This is a genomic window from Streptomyces sp. NPDC037203 (genome assembly GCF_055605065.1).
This window is the reverse complement of the sequence record NZ_JBVJUC010000010.1, coordinates 140,692-159,381: the sequence shown is the minus strand read 5'-3', so window position 1 is coordinate 159,381 and position 18,690 is coordinate 140,692. Positions and strand designations below refer to the sequence as shown.

Sequence of the window (18,690 nt, the reverse complement as noted above, 5' to 3'; positions counted from 1 at the left end):
AGCTCTCGTCACATTCCTCGTCGGGGAGCCGCGGGGGCTCCCTGGCCGGCGGCCACTTCCCGCAGATAGGGGTTGGTGGCGCGCTCGTGGCCGATGGTCGTCTGGGGGCCGTGGCCGGACAGGACCACGGTGGAGTCGTCGAGCGGCAGGCACACCCGTGCCAGCGACCCGAGCATGTCCGCCATGGAGCCGCCCGGCAGGTCGGTGCGTCCGATGGAGCCGGCGAACAGCAGATCCCCGGAGAAGAACACCGACGGGACGTCGGCGCTCTCGGGCATCCGGAAGGTCACCGACCCCTTGGTATGGCCCGGCGCGTGCGCGACGGAGAACTCCAGGCCGGCCAGGTCCAGCTTCGCCCCGTCGGCCAGCTCCCGGACGTCGTCGGGCTCGCCCACGGTCAGCTCGCCCATGAGGGGCATGCCGATGGAGCGGCCGAGCGCCTTCTCCGGGTCGCTCATCATGTAGCGGTCCTCGGGGTGGATCCAGGCGGGCACGTCATGGGCGCCGCACACGGGGACGACCGAGGCCACATGGTCGATGTGGCCATGGGTGAGGACGACGGCGACGGGCTTGAGCCGATGCTTCTTCAGCGCTTCCTCGACTCCCTCGGCGGCCTGATGGCCGGGGTCGATGATCACGCACTCCTCACCGGCGGCGGGGGCGACGAGGTAGCAGTTCGTCCCCCAGGCCCCCGCGGGGAACCCGGCAATCAGCACGATCGTCCTTCGTTTCATCGGTGGGCAGGCGGTGACAAGGCGGCCGTGGCCGCACTCAGAGCCTACCGGCGCTGCCGTTTCCTCAGCGAACCCATATACGGTACGGGGCTACACGCAGTGGTCGGCCCACGAGGACGCACGCGTACCGCTCGACACACGACACGCATGAGGAGAGAACCCGGTGGTCAGCCAGGAGCAGCGGCGGCGTCAGCTCGCCCGGGAGAAGTTCTTGCGGCAGCAGCAGCGACGCACCGAGTCGCGGCGCAAGGCCCGCGTGCGCAACTCCGCGATCGCGTCGGTAGTGGGCGTGGTCGTGATCGGCAGTGTGGTGCTCTACACGACCCATGCGCTGGGCGGCGACGGCAAGAAGACCGACGCCGGTGCCAAGACGACGCCGAGCGCGTCCGCCAAGCCGAGCAAGGCGCCGGACCCGTGCCGCAAGCCGGCGGCGGGCTCGGTGAAGAAGCTCAGCTGGAAGAAGGAGCCGGCGATGACGATCGACACGTCGGCGAAGTACACGATGAACCTCGCCACGACGTGCGGCGACATCCCGATCACGCTGAAGACGTCGGCCGCCCCGCACACCGTCAACTCCTTCGACTTCCTCGCGGGCAAGGGCTTCTTCGACCACACCAAGTGCCACCGCCTGACCACGCAGGGCATCTACGTGCTCCAGTGCGGCGACCCGCAGGGCACCGGCATGGGCGGTCCCGGCTACACGCTGCCGGACGAGAACCTGAAGGACGCCGACCTGAAGAAGAACACCTACCCGGCGGGCACGGTGGCGATGGCCAACACCGGCCAGAAGCACACCGGCGGCAGCCAGTTCTTCCTGGTCTACAAGGACAGCCCGCTGCCGCCCCAGTACACGCCGTTCGGCACGATCTCCGCGTCCGGCATGAAGGTGCTGAACAAGATCGCGGCGGCGGGCGAGAGCACCGGCCAGGGCGACGGGGCCCCGAACGCGACCGTGGTGATCGACAAGGCGACGGTCACCAAGTCCTGAGGCCGGCCAGGGCCGTCGGGCGGAATTTCGGTCGCGCTGGATGCGGACAGGGAACCCGCTGGTCGCCTATGTTGGCCGTGACGAAACTGTGGTGGATGTCCGGGGGCGCTGAGGCACCCCGCAGGCATCATGTGGAGGAGGCGCTGTGAGCAGCGACCCGTGGGGCCGCGTCGACGAGACGGGGACCGTGTACGTGCGTACGGCCGACGGCGAGCAGGTCGTCGGATCCTGGGCGGCAGGCTCCCCTGAGGAGGCGCTGGCCTACTTCGAGCGCAAGTACGAGGGCCTGGTTGTCGAGATCGGCCTCCTCGAGAAGCGAGTGCGGACCACCGACCTGTCGGCGAAGGACGCCCAGGCCGCCATCGACCACCTGCGCGAGCAGGTGGACGCGCACCACGCGGTCGGCGATCTGGACGCGCTGCGCGGCCGGCTGGACAAGCTCGTGGAGACGGTCGAAGCGCGCCGCGAGGAGCGCAAGGTCCAGCGGGCCAAGCAGTCCGACGAGGCCCGCAAGGCCAAGGAGGACCTGGTCGCCGAGGCGGAGCGGCTGGCGCAGTCCGACCAGTGGCGGGCCGCGGGTGAGCGGCTGCGGGCGCTGGTGGACACCTGGAAGGGCCTGCCGCGGCTGGACCGCAAGTCCGACGACGAGCTGTGGCACCGCTTCTCGCACGCCCGGTCGGCGTTCTCCAAGCGCCGCAAGGCGCACTTCGCGCAGCTGGACGCGCAGCGCGAGGACGCCCGCCGGATCAAGGAGCGGCTGGTCGCCGAGGCCGAGTCGCTGTCCGGCTCCACGGACTGGGGTCCGACGGCGGCCCGCTACCGCGATCTGATGGCGGAGTGGAAGGCCGCGGGGCGCGCCCAGCGCGAGCACGAGGACGACCTGTGGAACCGCTTCCGCGGCGCCCAGGACGTGTTCTTCGCGGCCCGCAGCTCGGTGTTCGCCGAGCGGGACGCGGAGCAGGCGGAGAACCTGAAGCTCAAGGAGGAGCTGGCCGAGGAGGCCGAGAAGCTGCTGCCGATCGGCGAGCTGAAGGCCACCCGTGCCGCCTTCCGTTCGATCAACGAGCGCTGGGAGGCCATCGGCCACGTCCCGCGGGACGCGCGGCCGAAGGTCGAGGGCCGGATGCACGCGGTCGAGCGGGCGATCCAGGAGGCCGAGGAGGCCGAGTGGCGCCGGACGAACCCGGAGGCGCGGGCGCGCGCCGAGGGTCTGACCGGCCAGCTCCAGGCCGCCGTGGACAAGCTCCGGGCGCAGATCGAGCAGGCCCGCTCCCAGGGCAACAACGCGAAGGCCGACAAGCTCCAGAAGGAACTGGAGGGCCGCCAGGCGCTCCTGGACCAGGCCCTGAAGGGCCTCCAGGAATTCGGCGGCTGATTCCCCGCAGCCAGTCGCAAAGGGCCCCGTACACGCGTACGGGGCCCTTTGCGGTGCTTACGGCACGGTGGCCGCGATGCTTACGACCGGGTGCGTCCCGAGGTCACCCGGTACACGTCGTACACGCCCTCCACGCCGCGCACGGCCTTCAGGACGTGGCCGAGGTGCTTGGGGTCGCCCATCTCGAAGGTGAACCGGGAGGTGGCGACGCGGTCGCGAGAGGTCTGGACGGCGGCCGACAGGATGTTGACGTGCTGGTCGGACAGCACGCGGGTGACGTCCGACAGCAGCCGGGAGCGGTCCAGGGCCTCGACCTGGATGGCGACCAGGAAGACCGAGGACTGGGTGGGCGCCCACTCCACGTCGAGGATGCGCTCGGGCTCGCGGGAGAGCGACTCCACGTTGAGGCAGTCGCTGCGGTGCACGGAGACGCCGCTGCCGCGGGTGACGAAGCCGATGATCGGGTCGCCGGGCACGGGCGTGCAGCAGCGGGCCAGCTTGACCCACACGTCGTCGACGCCCTTGACCACGACGCCGGGGTCGGCGCTGGAGCGGCGCTTGCGCCGGCCGCGGGACGGCGGGACCGACTCGTCGATCTCCTCGGTGGCGGCCTCCTCGCCACCGAGGGCCTGCACCAGCTTCTGCACGATGTTCTGCGCGGAGACATGGCCCTCGCCTATCGCCGCGTAAAGGGCGGAGATGTCCGAGTAGCGCATCTCGTGTGCGAGCGTGATCAGCGAGTCGCCGTTGAGGATGCGCTGGATCGGCAGATTCTGCTTGCGCATGGCCCGCACGATGGCGTCCTTGCCCTGCTCGATCGCCTCGTCCCGGCGCTCCTTGGAGAACCAGGCGCGGATCTTGTTGCGCGCCCGTGGCGACTTGACGAACCCGAGCCAGTCGCGGGAGGGCGCGGCGCCGGGCGCCTTGGAGGTGAACACCTCGACCAGGTCGCCGTTGTCCAGGGTGGACTCCAGCGGTACGAGGCGGCCGTTGACCCGCGCTCCTATGGTGCGGTGGCCCACCTCGGTGTGCACCGCGTACGCGAAGTCCACCGGGGTGGCGCCGGCCGGGAGCGCTATGACGTCGCCCTTGGGCGTGAAGACGAAGACCTCGTTGCGCGACAGGTCGAAGCGCAGGGACTCCAGGAACTCGCCGGGGTCCTCGGTCTCCTTCTGCCAGTCGAGCAACTGCCGCAGCCACGCCATGTCGTTGATGGCGTCCTTGTCCTTGCCGGCCGTCCTGGGCGCGTCGGTGCGCACCTTGGAGGCGCCGGCGACGGCCTCCTGCTTGTACTTCCAGTGCGCGGCGATGCCGTACTCGGCCCGGCGGTGCATGTCGAAGGTGCGGATCTGGAGCTCGACGGGCTTGCCGTTGGGACCGATCACCGTGGTGTGCAGCGACTGGTACATGTTGAACTTGGGCATCGCGATGTAGTCCTTGAACCGGCCGGGGACCGGGTTCCATCGCGCGTGCACGGTGCCGAGGGCGGCGTAGCAGTCGCGGACCGTGTCGACCAGGACGCGGATGCCCACCAGGTCGTAGATCTCCGCGAAGTCGCGGCCGCGGACGATCATCTTCTGGTAGACGCTGTAGTAGTGCTTCGGGCGGCCGGTGACGGTCGCCTTGATGCGGGCGGCACGCAGGTCGGCCTGGACCTCGTCGGTCACTATGGCGAGGTACTCGTCGCGCTTGGGCGCCCGTTCGGCCACCAGCCGGACGATCTCGTCGTACATCTTGGGGTAGAGGATCGCGAAGGCGAGGTCCTCCAGTTCCCACTTGATGGTGTTCATGCCCAGGCGGTGGGCGAGCGGCGCGTAGATCTCCAGGGTCTCGCGCGCCTTCTTCTCCTGCTTCTCGCGCTTGAGATAGCGCATGGTGCGCATGTTGTGCAGGCGGTCGGCGAGCTTGATGACCAGGACGCGGGGGTCCTTGGCCATGGCGACGACCATCTTGCGCACGGTCTCGGCCTGCGCGGCCTCGCCGAACTTGACCTTGTCGAGCTTGGTGACGCCGTCGACGAGGAGGGCGACGACGTCGCCGAAGTCGCGGCGCAGATCCTCCAGGCCGTACTCGGTGTCCTCGACCGTGTCGTGCAGCAGGCCCGCCATCAGCGTGGCCGGGTCCATGCCCAGCTCGGCGAGGATGGTGGTGACCGCGAGCGGGTGCGTGATGTACGGGTCGCCGCTCTTGCGCTTCTGGCCGCGGTGCCAGCGCTCGGCGACCTGGTAGGCGCGCTCGATCTGGCGGAGGGTGGAGTTCTCGATCTTCGGATCGTTGCTGCGCACTATCCGCAGCAGCGGCTCCAGGACCGGGTTGTACGGGTTCGCGCGCTGGACGCCGAGACGGGCGAGGCGGGCGCGGACGCGGTTGGAGGAGCCGGAGCGGGCGGGCTGCACGGCGGGCGGGCGCACCACGGGGGGCTGGGCGGGGCGCTCGGCGGGGGTCGCCGGTTTGGGACGCGCGGACTCCGCGGACTTCTCGACGGGCGCGGACGGGGCGTGCTCGACCGCCCCGCGGGTGTCGTTCTTGGCGGACGACACGTTCGGCGCGGGCTTGGCCGCGGACGCCGAGGCGGGCTCGGGCTTCGCGGCGGTCAGTGGCTGGGCCTCGTCTGGCAAGAGGGCTCCTCGTGCGCGTTCCGGGTCCCCCGGTCAGGCTCCGGAGACCCCATGGTAGCGATCCCGCCGCCGCGGATCGCCCGCAGGCGGAACGCAGGGACCGACTACCCCTTTAACGCCAGGAGTGCACAGGGGATTCCGGGAGGTGTCCGGGCGGTGATGTCCGGGGGCGGGGCCGGCTTCCGGGAAGGGCGGGAGAACGCCGTACGGCCGCCCCGGCGGGGTGCCGGGGCGGCCGTACGGCGTCTGCGGGCGGGGACTCGCTCAGACCTGGAGGAGGGCCTCCAGGGGGGCTCCGGCGAGAGTCGGCTCCAGGCGGGTGCGGGCGCCGAGGAAGCCCAGCTCCATCAGGACCGCGAGGCCCGCGATCTCCGCGCCGGCGCGCTGGATGAGGTGGATCGCCGCCTCGGCGGTGCCACCGGTGGCCAGCACGTCGTCGACGATCAGGACGCGGTCACCGCTGGTGAGGTCCTCGGCGTGCACCTCGATCTCGGCCGAGCCGTACTCCAGGTCGTAGGCCTGGCGCAGGGTGGCGCCGGGCAGCTTGCCGGCCTTGCGGACCGGGATGAAGCCCAGGCCCGCGCGGACGGCGACCGGGGCGCCGAGGATGAAGCCGCGGGCCTCCAGGCCGACGATCTTGGTGGCGCCGGTGCTCGTGGCGATGCCGGCGAGCGTGTCGGTGAGGGCGGTGAACGCGGCGGGGTCCGCGAGCAGCGGGGTGATGTCCTTGAACATCACGCCCGGCTCCGGGTAGTCCGCGACGTCGCGGATGCGGCTGAGCAGCAGCTCCTGGATGTCGGTCATCGGCGCTTGCCCGTCTGCCGGCCGCGGCCCCGGCCGCGGGAGGAGGGCTGGCTGCGCGGGCCGACCACGGCGGGTGCCGCGTCGTCGGCGTCGCCGCCCGCCGTGGCGGGGCCGGCCTCCGAAGCGGCCTGGGCGCGCTTGGCCATGATCCGCTTGGTGAGCGCCTTCATCGCGGGCTCGCGCTCCTTGAGGTCGGCGACGAGCGGGGTGGCGATGAAGATCGAGGAGTACGCACCGGCCGCGAGGCCGACGAACAGCGACAGGGAGATGTCGTTGAGGTCTCCGGCGCCGAGGAAGCCGCCGCCGATGAACAGCAGGCCGGCGACCGGCAACAGGGCGACGACCGTGGTGTTGATGGAGCGGACCAGGGTGCCGTTGATCGACCGGTTGGCAATCTCGCTGTAGGTGAAGCGGGTCTGCTTGGTGATGTCCTTCGTCTGCTCCTTGAGGCTGTCGAAGACGACGACCGTGTCGTAGAGCGAGTAACCGAGGATGGTCAGCAGACCGATGATGGTGCCGGGCGAGACCTCGAAGCCGACCAGGGCGTAGATACCGGTCGTGATGGTGATGTCGTGGATCAGGGCGACCAGGGCCGCGACGGCCATGCGCCATTCGAAGGCGATGGCCAGGTAGATCACGACGAGCACCATGAAGATCGCCAGGCCCTCCCAGGCCTTGTCGGCGATCTCCTGGCCCCAGCTCGGGCCGACCAGGTCGGCTGCGAGCTTCTCGGGGTCGAGCTTCAGGTCCTTGGCCAGGCTCTGCTTGACCTGGTCGGACTTGGCGGTGTCCAGTCCGGCGACCTGGATGCGCAGGCTGCCGTTGCCGAGCTTCTGCACGACGGCCTCGTGGCCCGAGGCGTCCTTGGCGTACGTCTCCGCCTGGGCGACCGAGACGTTCATGCTGGTCGGCGTGGTGAAGACGGCACCGCCCTGGAAGTCGATGCTCATGTTCAGGCCGCGCACCGCCAGGCCGAGGATGGCCGTGATGGTGATCAGGATGGAGACGCCGTACCAGATCTTGCGCTTGCCGATGAAGTCGTAGCTGATCTCGCCGCGGTGCAGCCGGGCGCCGATGTTGCCGAGTTTCGACATCGCTCACGCCTCCTTCGGGTCGACAGGGCCGGCCGGACCGGCGGGACGGCGGGTGCGGCGCAGCGGCGGATTGACGCCGAGACTCTCCGGGTCGAGTCCGGACCACTTGCTGCCGCCTGCGAAGAATGTGCGGCGGGCGAGCAGCGTCATCAGCGGCTTGGTGAACAGGAAGACCACGACCACGTCGAGCAGGGTGGTCAGGCCCAGCGTGAACGCGAAGCCCTGGACCTTGCCGACGGTCACGATGAACAGGACGGCGGCGGCGAGGAAGGACACGAAGTCGGAGACGAGGACGGTGCGCCGGGCACGCGGCCAGGCACGCTCGACGGCGGGGCGCAGCGAGCGGCCCTCGCGGATCTCGTCCCGGATGCGTTCGAAGTAGACGATGAACGAGTCGGCTGTGATGCCGATGGCGACGATGGCGCCGCAGACGGCCGGCAGGTTCAGCGCGAAGTGGATGGTCGGGCCCAGCAGCGACATGATCACGTAGGTGAGGATCGCGGAGACCATCAGGGACGCCACGGCGATGAGCGACAGCCCGCGGTAGTAGAACACCAGGTAGATGATCACGAGGGCGAGGCCGATCGCGCCGGCGAGCAGACCGGCGTGCAGCTGCTGGCCGCCGAGCGCGGCGGTCACCGTGGTGACGCTGGACTCCTTGAACGACAGCGGGAGCGCGCCGTACGACAGCATGTTGGCGAGGCTCTGGGCGTCCTGCTGGTTGAAGCTGCCCGAGATCTCGGCCTGGCCGCCGGTGATGGCGGTCTGGACGTACGGGTGGGAGACGACCTGGTCGTCGAGGACGATCGCGAACTCGTTCTGGGGGGTGGTCTTCTGCGTCAGCTGGCCGGTGATGTCGGCGAACTTCTTGGCACCCTTGGAGTCGAAGGTCATCTGGACCTGCCAGCCGCTCGCGCCCTGGGTGTCGAAGACGGCCTGCGCCTTCTTCACCTCCTGGCCGTCGACGGCGACGGGGCCGAGCAGGAACTTGCTCCAGATCTTGCCGTCCTTGCCGCAGGCGACGGTCGACTCACCGGGCTTGGCGCCCTGGCCCGCGCTGTTCTGCGCGGAGGGCTTGGTGCAGTCGAGGGCCGCGTAGCGCGCCTGAAGGTCGGAGGAGCCCTTGTTCCCGGAGGGGGACGGCGAGGGCGAGGTGCCGGGGGTCGCGGAACCGGTCGCGGACGGCGACGGGGAGGTCTTCTTCAGCGCGTCGGTGACGGCGCGGCCCTGAGTGGTCGCGGACGCCGAGGGGCTGCTTGACCCGGTGGCCTTCTGCGAGCCCTTGGACGCGCTCGGCGAGGGGCTGGTGGAGGCGCCCGGAGACGGGCTGCCGCCCTTGGTGGCGCTCGGGCTGGGCTGCCCGGTGGCGCCCTGGGCCTCCCGCTGAAGGACGGGGCGGAAGTACAGCTTGGCGGTGGTGCCGACCTGCTGCTGTGCTTCCTTGGAGTTCGTGCCCCGCGGAATGTTGACGATGATGTTGCGATCGCCCTGGGTCTGGACTTCCGCCTCCGACACGCCAAGACCGTTGACACGGCGGTTCATGATGTCGACCGCGGTGTCCATGTTGGTCTTGTTTATCGCGTTCGGCTGGCCCGGCTGGTTGACCGCCGTCAGCGTGATGCTGGTGCCGCCGGCAAGGTCGATACCGAGACGGGGGGTGGTGTGCCCTGAGGCGAACATTCCGCCGGTGAGCGCCACGATGGCGATCAGGATCAGGGCCAGTGAGCGCCCTGGTTTGCCCTGGGCGCTCGAGCTCCGGCCCTTCTTAGGTGCTGCCACCTTCTCGTACTCCCTCTCGGGCCGCCCCGCGCCCGGTCGGCGCTCGGCGGCCATGACATGGTGTCGGGCTCCCCGTGCGGGAAACAGACGCGCCCGGTGGTGCGCGGGGCGTGATTATGCCGTCTCGCGCGCCACCGGGGCGTGACTACTTCGCGTCGGAGTCGCCGCCGGTCTTCTTCGGCTGGTCCTCCGTCGTCGCCTCGGCGGCCCCGGACTCGCCGGCGGTGTCCTCGTCGGCGTCCTTCTTACCGAGGTCGATCTTGTCGTCGGAGGCGGCGGCAGCGGCGGCAGATCCGTCGGTCTCGTCGGTCTCGGTGAGGGAGGAGGCGTCGTCCGGGACGATGTCGGCGTCGGACTTCAGGTCGTGCTCGATGCCGTGCACGATGCGGTTGTACTCGTCGTCGGTGAGGACGGCGCCGATCGCGTTCTTCGCGAAGAGGAGGTCCACGCCGGGAGCGGCGTCGAGGAGGACGGTGTCCTCGTTGATCTCCTTGACCGTCGCGTACATTCCCCCGATCGTGCGGACACCGGATCCGGGCTGCATCTCATTGCGCATCTGCGCGGCCTGCTGCTGCTTCTTCTTGGCAGAGCGCGTCATCAGGAACATGGCCGCGATGAGCACGATGAACGGGAGAAGGGTATACGGGTTCACGGGACGGGATTTCCTTCGCGCGACCGCGACGGAGGGCGGCCTTTTCGGGGATGGGGGTGTGTCGGCGCCGCCCACAAGGGCGGCATCGGCGGAGTCTAAGCGAGTCCGCGCACATGGAACAACGCCCAGCATGGCACCTGGGTTCCGCACCGGGCCACTGCCTGGGCGCGGGGGCGCCCGGCGCCGGTGGCGTCACGTCCCGAACAGGTCCTGTTGTCCGTTTCCCGGCGCGGCGGAGCCGGGCGGGGTGAGACCGAGGTGTGTCCAGGCGGCGGGCGTGGCGACGCGGCCGCGCGGGGTGCGGGCCAGCAGTCCCTCGCGGACCAGGAAGGGTTCCGCGACCTCCTCGACGGTCTCGCGCTCCTCCCCCACCGCGACGGCCAGGGTGGACAGGCCGACGGGTCCGCCGGCGAAAAGCTTCAGCAAAGCCTCCAGGACGGCGCGGTCCAGCCGGTCCAGGCCCCGCGCGTCCACCTCGTAGACGGCGAGGGCAGCCGCGGCGATCTCCCTGGTGATCACGCCGTCCGCCTTGACCTGCGCGTAGTCGCGGACGCGGCGCAGCAGGCGGTTGGCGATGCGGGGGGTGCCGCGGGAGCGGCCCGCGATCTCGGCGGCGCCCTCGGTGTCGATGCCGACGTCCAGGAGCTGCGCGGAGCGGTGTACGACGCGCTCCAGTTCGCGGGGCTCGTAGAACTCCATGTGCGCGGTGAAGCCGAAGCGGTCGCGCAGCGGGGGCGGCAGCAGGCCGGCGCGGGTGGTGGCGCCGACCAGGGTGAAGGGGGGCAGTTCGAGGGGGATGGCGGTGGCGCCGGGGCCCTTGCCGACGATGACGTCGACGCGGAAGTCCTCCATCGCCATGTAGAGCATCTCCTCGGCGGGCCGGGACATGCGGTGGATCTCGTCCAGGAAGAGGACCTCGCCCTCCTGGAGGGAGGAGAGGATCGCGGCGAGGTCGCCGGCGTGCTGGATGGCGGGGCCGGAGGTGATGCGGATGGGGGCGCCCATCTCGGCCGCGATGATCATCGACAGGGTGGTCTTGCCGAGGCCGGGCGCGCCGGAGAGCAGTACGTGGTCGGCGGTGGCGCCGCGCGCGCGGGCCGCCCGCAGCACCAGGTCGAGCTGTTCGCGGACCTTCTCCTGGCCGATGAACTCGCCGAGGTCCTTGGGGCGCAGGGCGGCCTCGACGGCTTGGTCCTCGCGGTCGGCGGCGGAGCCCACCAGCCGCTCGGCGTCGGGTGTGTCGGCCGTGTCGTCCCAGTTCATGTGGTGTGCCTCAACAGGGGTGGGGGTCAGCGAGCGCGATTCAGGGTCTGCAGGGCGGCCTTCAGGAGGGGGCCGACCTGCGGGGTGCCGCCCGCCGCCTCGGCCTGCGGGGCCACTGCGGTCACGGCTTCGTCGGCCTCGCGGGTGGCGTAGCCGAGGCCGATGAGGGCCGCGTGCAGCTGATCGCGCCAGCCCTGGGTGACCGGGGCGCCGACGGCGGGGGCGGTGCCGGAGGGAGCGCCGAGGCGGTCCTTGAGTTCGAGGAGCAGTTTCTGGGCGCCCCTCTTGCCGATGCCGGGGACCGCGGTGAGCGCCTTCTCGTCCGCGCCGGCGACGGCGCGGCGCAGGGCGTCCGGGGTGTGCACGGCGAGCATGGCCTGGGCGAGCCGGGGGCCGACGCCGCTGGCCGTCTGGAGCAGTTCGAAGACCTGGCGCGTGTCGTCGTCGGCGAAGCCGTACAGGGTCAGCGAGTCCTCGCGGACGACCAGCGAGGTGTGCAGCCGGGCGGGCTGTCCGACGCGGAGCGTGGCCAGGGTGTCCGGGGTGCACCGGACGGCCATGCCGACGCCGCCGACCTCCACCACCGCGGTGTCGGGGGTGAGCGCGGTGACCGTGCCGCTGACGGAGGCGATCATGCCGTACGGCCTTTCGTCGTGTGGGTGGTGTTGCCGGGCCAGGTTATGCGGTGGCACTGACAGCCCGAGTGGTACGCCCCGATGATCACGGGAACGGGTGGGCGGTCATGGTCGATCACGTACGGCTTTCGCTGCTCGGGCGCGGCCCTCTTCTCGCGTTCACCGGCCCTTTGGCGGGTGTGCGGTGTGCAGGGCGACGGCCTGCTGGAGCCGGTTCTGGGCGGGGGCGCGCCAGATGTGGCAGATGGCGAGCGCGAGGGCGTCGGCGGCGTCGGCTGGCCTGGGGGGCGCGGCGAGCCGGAGCAGCCGGGTGACCATGGCGCCGACCTGCGCCTTGTCGGCGCGGCCCGAGCCGGTGACGGCGGCCTTGACCTCGCTGGGGGTGTGCAGCGCGACGGGGATCCCGCGGCGGGCGGCACACAGCATGGCGACGGCGCTGGCCTGGGCGGTGCCCATCACGGTGCGCACATTGTGCTGGCTGAAGACGCGCTCCACGGCGACGAACTCGGGCCGGTGTTCGTCCAGCCACTGCTCGATGCCCCGCTCGACGGCGAGCAGCCGGTGGCTGAGCTCGGCGTCGGCGGGGGTGCGCACGACACCGACGCCGACCATGGTGAGCGGGCGCCCGGCGACCCCCTCCACCACTCCGACCCCGCACCGGGTCAGCCCCGGATCCACCCCCAGTACCCGCACCGGGTCCCCCCTCGCTACGACTGTTCGATCACCTGTTTGTGCAGGCTATCGGGTGCCCGTGGCAACGCGACGGGCCGGCGGGGTGTGTCCCGCCGGCCCGTTCGCGATGCTCCACGCCTCAGGCGTCGACCTTCTCCATGACCTCGTCGCTCACGTCGAAGTTGGCGAAGACGTTCTGCACGTCGTCGCTGTCCTCCAGGGCGTCGATCAGCTTGAAGATCTTCTTGGCGCCCTCTTCGTCCAGCTCGACCTGCATGGTCGGGACGAAGTTGGCCTCGGCGGAGTCGTAGTCGATACCGGCCTCCTGGAGGGCGGTGCGGACCGCGACCAGGTCGGTGGCCTCGCTGAGCACCTCGAAGGACTCGCCGAGGTCGTTGACCTCCTCGGCACCGGCGTCCAGGACCGCGGCGAGCACGTCGTCCTCGGTCAGTTCGCCCTTGGGGACGATGATGACGCCCTTGCGGTTGAAGAGGTACGACACGGAGCCCGGATCGGCCATGTTGCCGCCGTTGCGGGTCATGGCCACGCGCACGTCGGAGGCGGCGCGGTTGCGGTTGTCGGTGAGGCACTCGATGAGCACCGCGACACCGTTCGGACCGTAACCCTCGTACATGATCGTCTCGTAGTCGGCGCCACCGGCTTCGAGACCGCCACCGCGCTTGATCGCGGAGTCGATGTTCTTGTTCGGAACCGACTGCTTCTTGGCCTTCTGGACGGCGTCGTAGAGCGTCGGGTTACCGTCGAGGTCCACGCCGCCCATGCGCGCGGCGACCTCGATGTTCTTGATCAGCTTCGCGAAGAGCTTGCCGCGCTTGGCGTCGATCACGGCCTTCTTGTGCTTCGTCGTAGCCCATTTAGAGTGGCCGGACATCTGCCTGTCTCCTTCGCGTTACCCATCTATGAACGAACGCCTGAGATCCTACAAGGACTCCGTGGTGGCGTTGGCGCGCACCATGTCCACGAACAGGGCGTGCACACGGTGGTCGCCCGTCAGCTCCGGGTGGAAGGACGTGGCGAGCGCGTTGCCCTGGCGGACGGCGACGATGTGACCGCCGTGCTCGGCGAGCACCTCGGCTCCCGCGCCCACGGACTCCACCCAGGGGGCGCGGATGAAGACGCCCTCCACAGGATCGCCCGCGACGCCGCGCACGTCGACCGCGGCCTCGAAGGACTCGTTCTGGCGTCCGAAGGCGTTACGGCGCACGATCATGTCGATGCCGCCGATGGTCTCCTGGCCCGAGCGCGGGTCGAGGATCTTGTCGGCCAGCATGATCATGCCCGCGCAGGTGCCGTAGACGGGCATGCCGGCGCGCACCCGCGCGCGCAGGGGCTCCATCACGCCGAACAGCACGGCCAGCTTGGAGATGGTGGTGGACTCGCCGCCGGGCAGGACGAGCGCGTCGACCTCGGCGAGTTCCTCGGGGCGCCGCACCGGCCTGGCCACGGCGTCCGCCGCGGCCAGGGCGATGAGGTGCTCCCGTACGTCGCCCTGGAGCGCCAGGACACCGATGACAGGAATGTTCATGGGATTCGGATACCTGTGGTCCCGTGCTTACCAGCCGCGGTTCGCGTAGCGCTCGGTCTCGGGGAGGGTGTCGCAGTTGATGCCGACCATGGCCTCGCCGAGGTTGCGCGACGCGTCCGCGATGATCTTCGGGTCGTCGTAGAAGGTGGTGGCCTTCACGATGGCGGCGGCGCGCTTGGCCGGGTCGCCGGACTTGAAGATGCCGGAGCCGACGAACACGCCCTCGGCACCGAGCTGGCGCATCAGGGCCGCGTCGGCCGGGGTGGCCACGCCGCCGGCGGAGAACAGCACCACGGGCAGCTTGCCCAGCTCGGCGACCTCCTTGACCAGCTCGTAGGGGGCGCGCAGCTCCTTGGCGGCGGCGTACAGCTCGTTGTTGTCGCAGCCGCGCAGCTTGGCGATCTCGCCCTTGATCTGGCGCAGGTGGCGCACGGCCTCCACGACGTTGCCGGTGCCGGCCTCGCCCTTGGAGCGGATCATCGCGGCACCCTCGGCGATGCGGCGCAGGGCCTCGCCCAGGTTGGTGGCGCCGCACACGAACGGGGTGGTGAACGCCCACTTGTCGGAGTGGTTGACCTCGTCGGCCGGGGTGAGGACCTCGGACTCGTCGATGTAGTCCACGCCGAGGGACTGGAGGACCTGGGCCTCGACGAAGTGGCCGATGCGGGACTTGGCCATGACCGGGATGGAGACGGCGTCGATGATGCCCTCGATCATGTCCGGGTCGGACATCCGGGCCACCCCGCCGTCCTTGCGGATGTCGGCCGGGACCCGCTCCAGGGCCATGACGGCGACGGCGCCCGCGTCCTCGGCGATCTTCGCCTGCTCCGGGGTGACGACGTCCATGATGACGCCGCCCTTGAGCTGCTCGGCCATGCCGCGCTTCACGCGGGCGGTACCGGTCTCGGGAGCCTGGTTCTCGGTGGTGGACACGGGCGACCTCACTGAAGTGAAAGAGGGTTCTCTGCTGCACCGAGGAAACGCGAGCGGACCAGGCCACAGCAAGGGCCAATGGAAAGCCGGTGGCTCGTTTTCGCTGGGAATGCCAGGTGAGGAGCGGTCAGGCGACCCGTTCCACCAGGGCGGCGGGCGGCTCGTCGTCCATCTCGAAGGCCAGCGGGAAGGGGGCGTGGCCGGCCAGCCGGAACCAGCGGACCTTGCGGTGCCCGCGCAGCCGGCGGGCGGCGCCCACGGCGTCGTTGTGGAAGCGGCGGGCCATCGGGACCCGGCGCACGGCCTCGGCCAGCTCATGGGCCGCGTCCTCGCCGCCGGGCGCCTCGCGCAGCGCCTCCACCTGGGCCGGTTCCCCGAACACCGCGCGCAGCGCCTGGCTCAGCTCGCTCTCGGCCACCTCCCGCTGCTCCTCCTCGGCCTGCCGGGCGGCGTGCGCGGCCTCGTACAGCACGATCGAGGCGGCCGGGTCGAGCACGCCGGAGGTGGCGAGTTCCTGGGCGACGGAGGCGCGGCGCAGCAGCTGGGCGTCGAGTGCGGCGCGGGCCGCGTCCATCCGTACGTGCAGCCGGTCCAGGCGGCCTGCGGTCCAGCTCAAGTAGACGCCGATCGCGAGGAGGGCGACGAGGATCCAGATGAGGGTTGCGGTCACGCGGGAAGGCTATCGGCAGCCCGCCGGCCCCCGGACGCGCGCCCGGAAGGCGCCTGCTTCACCCGCGCGCTTCACCCGCGCACAAGGCTTCGGCCCCGGACGGGGTCCGAGCCGGGGTCCGGGACCCTCAGTCCCGCGCCAGTCCGAACCGCGCCCGCAGCCCCGTCGACCGCTCGTCCGCCGCGACCGCCGTGGTGCCGTCCGTGACCGTCTCGTAGACGGAGAGGATGTCCGCGCCGACCGTGGACCAGTCGAAGCGCCGCACATGGGCGCTGCCGCGGGCGCGCAGCGCGGCCCGGCGCTCCTCGTCGGCGAGCAGCCGTACGGCGGCGTCGGCGAGCGCGTCGGCGTCCTCGTTGGCGAAGATCTCGCCCGCCCGGCCCTCGTCGAGGACCTGCACGAAGGCGTCGAGGTCGGAGGCGAGCACGGGGGCGCCCGCCGACATGGCCTCGACCAGGATGATGCCGAAGCTCTCGCCGCCGGTGTTGGGCGCCACGTACACGTCCACGCTGCGCAGCAGGCGGGCCTTGTCCTCGTCGCTGACCATGCCGAGGAACTCCACCCGCGAACGCAGCGGCGCCGGCAGTTCCTCGACGGCCGCCTCCTCGTCGCCGCGGCCCGCGACCAGCAGCCGTGCGCCGGGGCGGGCGGCCAGGATCTTCGGCAGGGCCCGCATCAGCACGGGCAGACCCTTGCGGGGCTCGTCGATACGGCCGATGAAGCCGATCGTCTCCCCCTGCCACTCGGGTTTCGGCTCGGCCTTCGCGAAGAAGTCGACGTCGACCCCGTTGGGGATCACCACCGCGTCCCCGCCCAGGTGCTCCACCAGGGTGCGCCGGGCGTACTCGCTCACCGCGATCCGGGCGCTGATCTTCTCCAGGGCGGCCTGGAGGATGGAGTACGCGGCGATCATCGCCCGCGAGCGCGGGTTGGAGGTGTGGAAGGTGGCCACGATCGGGCCCTGCGCCGCCCAGCAGGTGAGCAGGCCCAGCGAGGGCGAGGTCGGCTCGTGGATGTGCACCACGTCGAAGGCGCCGTCGTGCAGCCAGCGCCTGACCCGCGCGGCCGACAGGAAGCCGAAGTTCAGCCGGGCCACCGAGCCGTTGTACGGCACCGGGACCGCGCGGCCCGCCGAGACGACGTACGGCGGCAGCGGGGTGTCGTCGTCGGCCGGGGCCAGCACCGAGACCTCATGGCCGAGGCGGATGAAGTACTCGGCGAGGTCGCGGATGTGGAACTGGACGCCACCGGGCACGTCCCAGGAGTACGGGCAGACGATCCCGATTCTCACGCGGGTCCCTTCGCGGGGTCGAGGTCGGCGAGCCACAGCCGCTGGAGCATGTGCCAGTCCTCCGGGTGCTCGGCGATCCCGGTGGCGAAGGCGTCGGCCAGGGCCTGGGTCATGACGGACGTCTTCTCGGCACGGGTGCCCGACGCGGGCACCCCGAGCGGGGGATGGACCCGGCCCCGCATGACCGGCGAGTCGTCGTACCAGAGGGTGACCGGCAGCAGCAGGGCGCCGGTGTGCTGGGCGAGCAGGGCGGGGCCGGCGGGCATCCGGGCCTGCTCGCCGAAGAAGTCGACCTCGACACCGGAGGCGGACAGGTCCCGGTCCGCGACCAGGCAGACCAGGCCGCCGTCGCGCAGCCTGCGGGCCAGGGTGCCGAAGGCGGAGCCGCCGCTGTGCGGCAGCACCTCCATGCCGAGGCCCTCGCGGTAGGCGACGAAGCGGTCGTAGAGCGTCTCGGGCTTGAGGCGTTCGGCGACCGTGGTGAACGGGGTGCCCAGCGCCGTGGTCACCCAGGCGCCGGCCAGGTCCCAGTTGGCCAGGTGCGGCAGGGCGAGGATCACGCCCTTGCCGGAGTCGAGGCCCTCGGTCAGGTGGTGGACGTCCTTGGGATCGAAGCCCGCCTTGATCCGCTCCGGGCTCCAGGCGGGCAACCGGAAGGACTCCATCCAGTAGCGCAGGTAGGAGCGCATGCCCTGGCGGGAGAGCTCCGCGAGCCGCTCGGGGGTGGCACCGGGCACCACGCGCGCGTAGTTCGCCTCCAGGCGCAGCACACCCTTGCCGCGCTTCTTCCAGGCGAGGTCGGCGACGGAGCGCCCGAGGCGGGCGGCGACGGGCTCCGGGAGCTTCTTGACGGTGCTCCAGCCCGCGCCGTACAGCCCGTCGCTGAGCCGGTCGGCGAGGCTCACTGCGCCGCTCCGCTCGCGTCCTGCCGCGCGGCCGCCTCGGCCTCCGCGGACTCCCGGCGCACGGTGACGACCCGCTGGACCAGGGTGACCAGGCTGCCCGCGGCCACGATCCACAGGGCGATGGGCAGCAGCCACTGGATGCCCGGCACGCCGAACTTGTGCAGACCCGCGAAACCGGCCGCGACCAGCGAGATCACCAGCCGCTCGGCGCGCTCGACCAGCCCGTTGACGGCGACCGGCAGCCCGATCGACTCGCCGCGCGCCTTGGTGTACGACACCACCTGGCCGCTGGCCAGGCAGAAGATCGAGACCGCGCACATCATGTTGTCGTCGCCCCGCCCCGCGTACCAGAGCGCGAAGCCGCCGAAGATCGCGCCGTCGGCGACCCGGTCCAGAGTGGAGTCCAGGAAGGCGCCCCAGCGGCTGGAACGGCCCAGCTGGCGGGCCATGTTGCCGTCGACCAGGTCGGAGAAGACGAACAGGGTGATCACGACCGTGCCCCAGAAGAACTCGCCTCGGGGGTAGAAGACCAGCGCGCCCGCGACCACGCCCGCCGTGCCGAGCAGCGTGACCGTGTCGGGGCTCACCCCCCGCCGGATGAGAAACGCGGCGAACGGTGTGAGGACACGCGTGAAGAATGCACGCGCGTACTTGTTCAGCATGGCCTTCCCGACGGTCGGTGTCGCCGCGGCCCTGATGGCCGTCGGCTGGCCCATCGTAGCCACGCGCGC

At 71.0% G+C, this 18,690-nt stretch carries 18 protein-coding genes; 2 read left to right on the top strand and 16 right to left on the bottom strand.

All coding sequences use genetic code 11. The features are described from left to right. Positions 1 to 8: 8 nt before the first annotated feature. On the bottom strand, positions 9 to 716 hold the full coding sequence (locus ACZ7EC_RS25500; protein WP_471066011.1) for an MBL fold metallo-hydrolase: 708 nt from the start codon (positions 714 to 716) through the stop codon (positions 9 to 11). A 181-nt stretch (positions 717 to 897) separates the two neighbouring features. Between ACZ7EC_RS25500 and ACZ7EC_RS25495 the strand changes: the two genes are divergently transcribed. Beyond that, positions 898 to 1,722 carry a peptidylprolyl isomerase gene (locus ACZ7EC_RS25495; protein WP_471066009.1) on the top strand — a complete coding sequence of 275 codons (825 nt, stop codon included), beginning with the start codon at positions 898 to 900 and terminating at the stop codon, positions 1,720 to 1,722. 145 nt (positions 1,723 to 1,867) lie between these two features. Next, positions 1,868 to 3,097 carry a DUF349 domain-containing protein gene (locus ACZ7EC_RS25490; RefSeq protein ID WP_471066007.1) on the top strand — a complete coding sequence of 410 codons (1,230 nt, stop codon included), beginning with the start codon at positions 1,868 to 1,870 and terminating at the stop codon, positions 3,095 to 3,097. Positions 3,098 to 3,177: 80 nt separating this feature from the next. Here the strand turns inward: ACZ7EC_RS25490 and relA are convergent, their stop codons facing one another. From relA to pgsA, 15 genes are all read right to left on the bottom strand, one after another. Continuing rightward, positions 3,178 to 5,715: a GTP pyrophosphokinase gene (gene relA / locus ACZ7EC_RS25485; RefSeq protein ID WP_471066005.1), complete on the bottom strand. Its 2,538-nt coding sequence runs from the start codon at positions 5,713 to 5,715 to the stop codon at positions 3,178 to 3,180. Positions 5,716 to 5,979: 264 nt separating this feature from the next. Beyond that, positions 5,980 to 6,519, bottom strand: coding sequence for an adenine phosphoribosyltransferase (locus ACZ7EC_RS25480; RefSeq protein WP_471066003.1), 540 nt, complete (start codon positions 6,517 to 6,519; stop codon positions 5,980 to 5,982). Continuing rightward, positions 6,516 to 7,613 carry a protein translocase subunit SecF gene (secF, locus tag ACZ7EC_RS25475; protein ID WP_471066001.1) on the bottom strand — a complete coding sequence of 366 codons (1,098 nt, stop codon included), beginning with the start codon at positions 7,611 to 7,613 and terminating at the stop codon, positions 6,516 to 6,518. The genes ACZ7EC_RS25480 and secF overlap by 4 nt, the downstream gene beginning before the upstream one ends. Positions 7,614 to 7,616: 3 nt before the next feature. Next, the gene (secD, locus tag ACZ7EC_RS25470) at positions 7,617 to 9,392 is read right to left on the bottom strand and encodes a protein translocase subunit SecD (protein ID WP_471065999.1); all 1,776 of its coding nucleotides are present in this window, start codon (positions 9,390 to 9,392) and stop codon (positions 7,617 to 7,619) included. A gap of 145 nt (positions 9,393 to 9,537) precedes the next feature. After that, positions 9,538 to 10,044, bottom strand: a complete 507-nt coding sequence (yajC, locus tag ACZ7EC_RS25465; protein WP_471065997.1) for a preprotein translocase subunit YajC — start codon at positions 10,042 to 10,044, stop codon at positions 9,538 to 9,540. Positions 10,045 to 10,236: 192 nt separating this feature from the next. Beyond that, a complete protein-coding gene (ruvB, locus tag ACZ7EC_RS25460; RefSeq protein WP_471065995.1) occupies positions 10,237 to 11,307 on the bottom strand; it encodes a Holliday junction branch migration DNA helicase RuvB in 1,071 nt (356 codons plus the stop codon). 26 nt (positions 11,308 to 11,333) lie between these two features. After that, a complete protein-coding gene (ruvA, locus tag ACZ7EC_RS25455) occupies positions 11,334 to 11,942 on the bottom strand; it encodes a Holliday junction branch migration protein RuvA (RefSeq protein WP_471065994.1) in 609 nt (202 codons plus the stop codon). Positions 11,943 to 12,101: 159 nt separating this feature from the next. Beyond that, a complete protein-coding gene (ruvC, locus tag ACZ7EC_RS25450) occupies positions 12,102 to 12,635 on the bottom strand; it encodes a crossover junction endodeoxyribonuclease RuvC (RefSeq protein WP_471065992.1) in 534 nt (177 codons plus the stop codon). A 118-nt stretch (positions 12,636 to 12,753) separates the two neighbouring features. Further along, entirely contained in the window at positions 12,754 to 13,506 is a 753-nt protein-coding gene (locus tag ACZ7EC_RS25445; RefSeq protein ID WP_397986890.1) for a YebC/PmpR family DNA-binding transcriptional regulator, read from the bottom strand. A gap of 48 nt (positions 13,507 to 13,554) precedes the next feature. Then, entirely contained in the window at positions 13,555 to 14,160 is a 606-nt protein-coding gene (pdxT, locus tag ACZ7EC_RS25440) for a pyridoxal 5'-phosphate synthase glutaminase subunit PdxT (RefSeq protein ID WP_471065990.1), read from the bottom strand. Between the two features lie 27 nt (positions 14,161 to 14,187). Further along, a complete protein-coding gene (gene pdxS, locus ACZ7EC_RS25435; RefSeq protein WP_037651067.1) occupies positions 14,188 to 15,093 on the bottom strand; it encodes a pyridoxal 5'-phosphate synthase lyase subunit PdxS in 906 nt (301 codons plus the stop codon). A 127-nt stretch (positions 15,094 to 15,220) separates the two neighbouring features. Continuing rightward, positions 15,221 to 15,763 carry a LemA family protein gene (locus tag ACZ7EC_RS25430; protein ID WP_471065988.1) on the bottom strand — a complete coding sequence of 181 codons (543 nt, stop codon included), beginning with the start codon at positions 15,761 to 15,763 and terminating at the stop codon, positions 15,221 to 15,223. 127 nt (positions 15,764 to 15,890) lie between these two features. Continuing rightward, positions 15,891 to 17,054, bottom strand: coding sequence for a glycosyltransferase family 4 protein (locus ACZ7EC_RS25425; RefSeq protein WP_471065986.1), 1,164 nt, complete (start codon positions 17,052 to 17,054; stop codon positions 15,891 to 15,893). Beyond that, entirely contained in the window at positions 17,051 to 17,959 is a 909-nt protein-coding gene (locus ACZ7EC_RS25420) for a phosphatidylinositol mannoside acyltransferase (protein ID WP_471065984.1), read from the bottom strand. Before ACZ7EC_RS25420 ends, ACZ7EC_RS25425 begins: the two co-directional genes overlap by 4 nt. Next, on the bottom strand, positions 17,956 to 18,675 hold the full coding sequence (gene pgsA, locus ACZ7EC_RS25415; RefSeq protein ID WP_397986886.1) for a phosphatidylinositol phosphate synthase: 720 nt from the start codon (positions 18,673 to 18,675) through the stop codon (positions 17,956 to 17,958). The genes ACZ7EC_RS25420 and pgsA overlap by 4 nt, the downstream gene beginning before the upstream one ends. Positions 18,676 to 18,690: the final 15 nt, after the last annotated feature.

Excerpts from the sequence above, each read along its gene's own strand:
- ACZ7EC_RS25480 (WP_471066003.1), bottom strand. The coding sequence starts at position 6,519 with ATGACCGACATCCAGGAGCTGCTGCTCAGCCGCATCCGCGACGTCGCG.
- secF (WP_471066001.1), bottom strand. The coding sequence starts at position 7,613 with ATGTCGAAACTCGGCAACATCGGCGCCCGGCTGCACCGCGGCGAGATC.
- ruvB (WP_471065995.1), bottom strand. The coding sequence starts at position 11,307 with ATGAACTGGGACGACACGGCCGACACACCCGACGCCGAGCGGCTGGTG.
- ruvA (WP_471065994.1), bottom strand. The coding sequence starts at position 11,942 with ATGATCGCCTCCGTCAGCGGCACGGTCACCGCGCTCACCCCCGACACC.
- ACZ7EC_RS25445 (WP_397986890.1), bottom strand. The coding sequence starts at position 13,506 with ATGTCCGGCCACTCTAAATGGGCTACGACGAAGCACAAGAAGGCCGTG.
- pdxT (WP_471065990.1), bottom strand. The coding sequence starts at position 14,160 with ATGAACATTCCTGTCATCGGTGTCCTGGCGCTCCAGGGCGACGTACGG.
- pgsA (WP_397986886.1), bottom strand. The coding sequence starts at position 18,675 with ATGGGCCAGCCGACGGCCATCAGGGCCGCGGCGACACCGACCGTCGGG.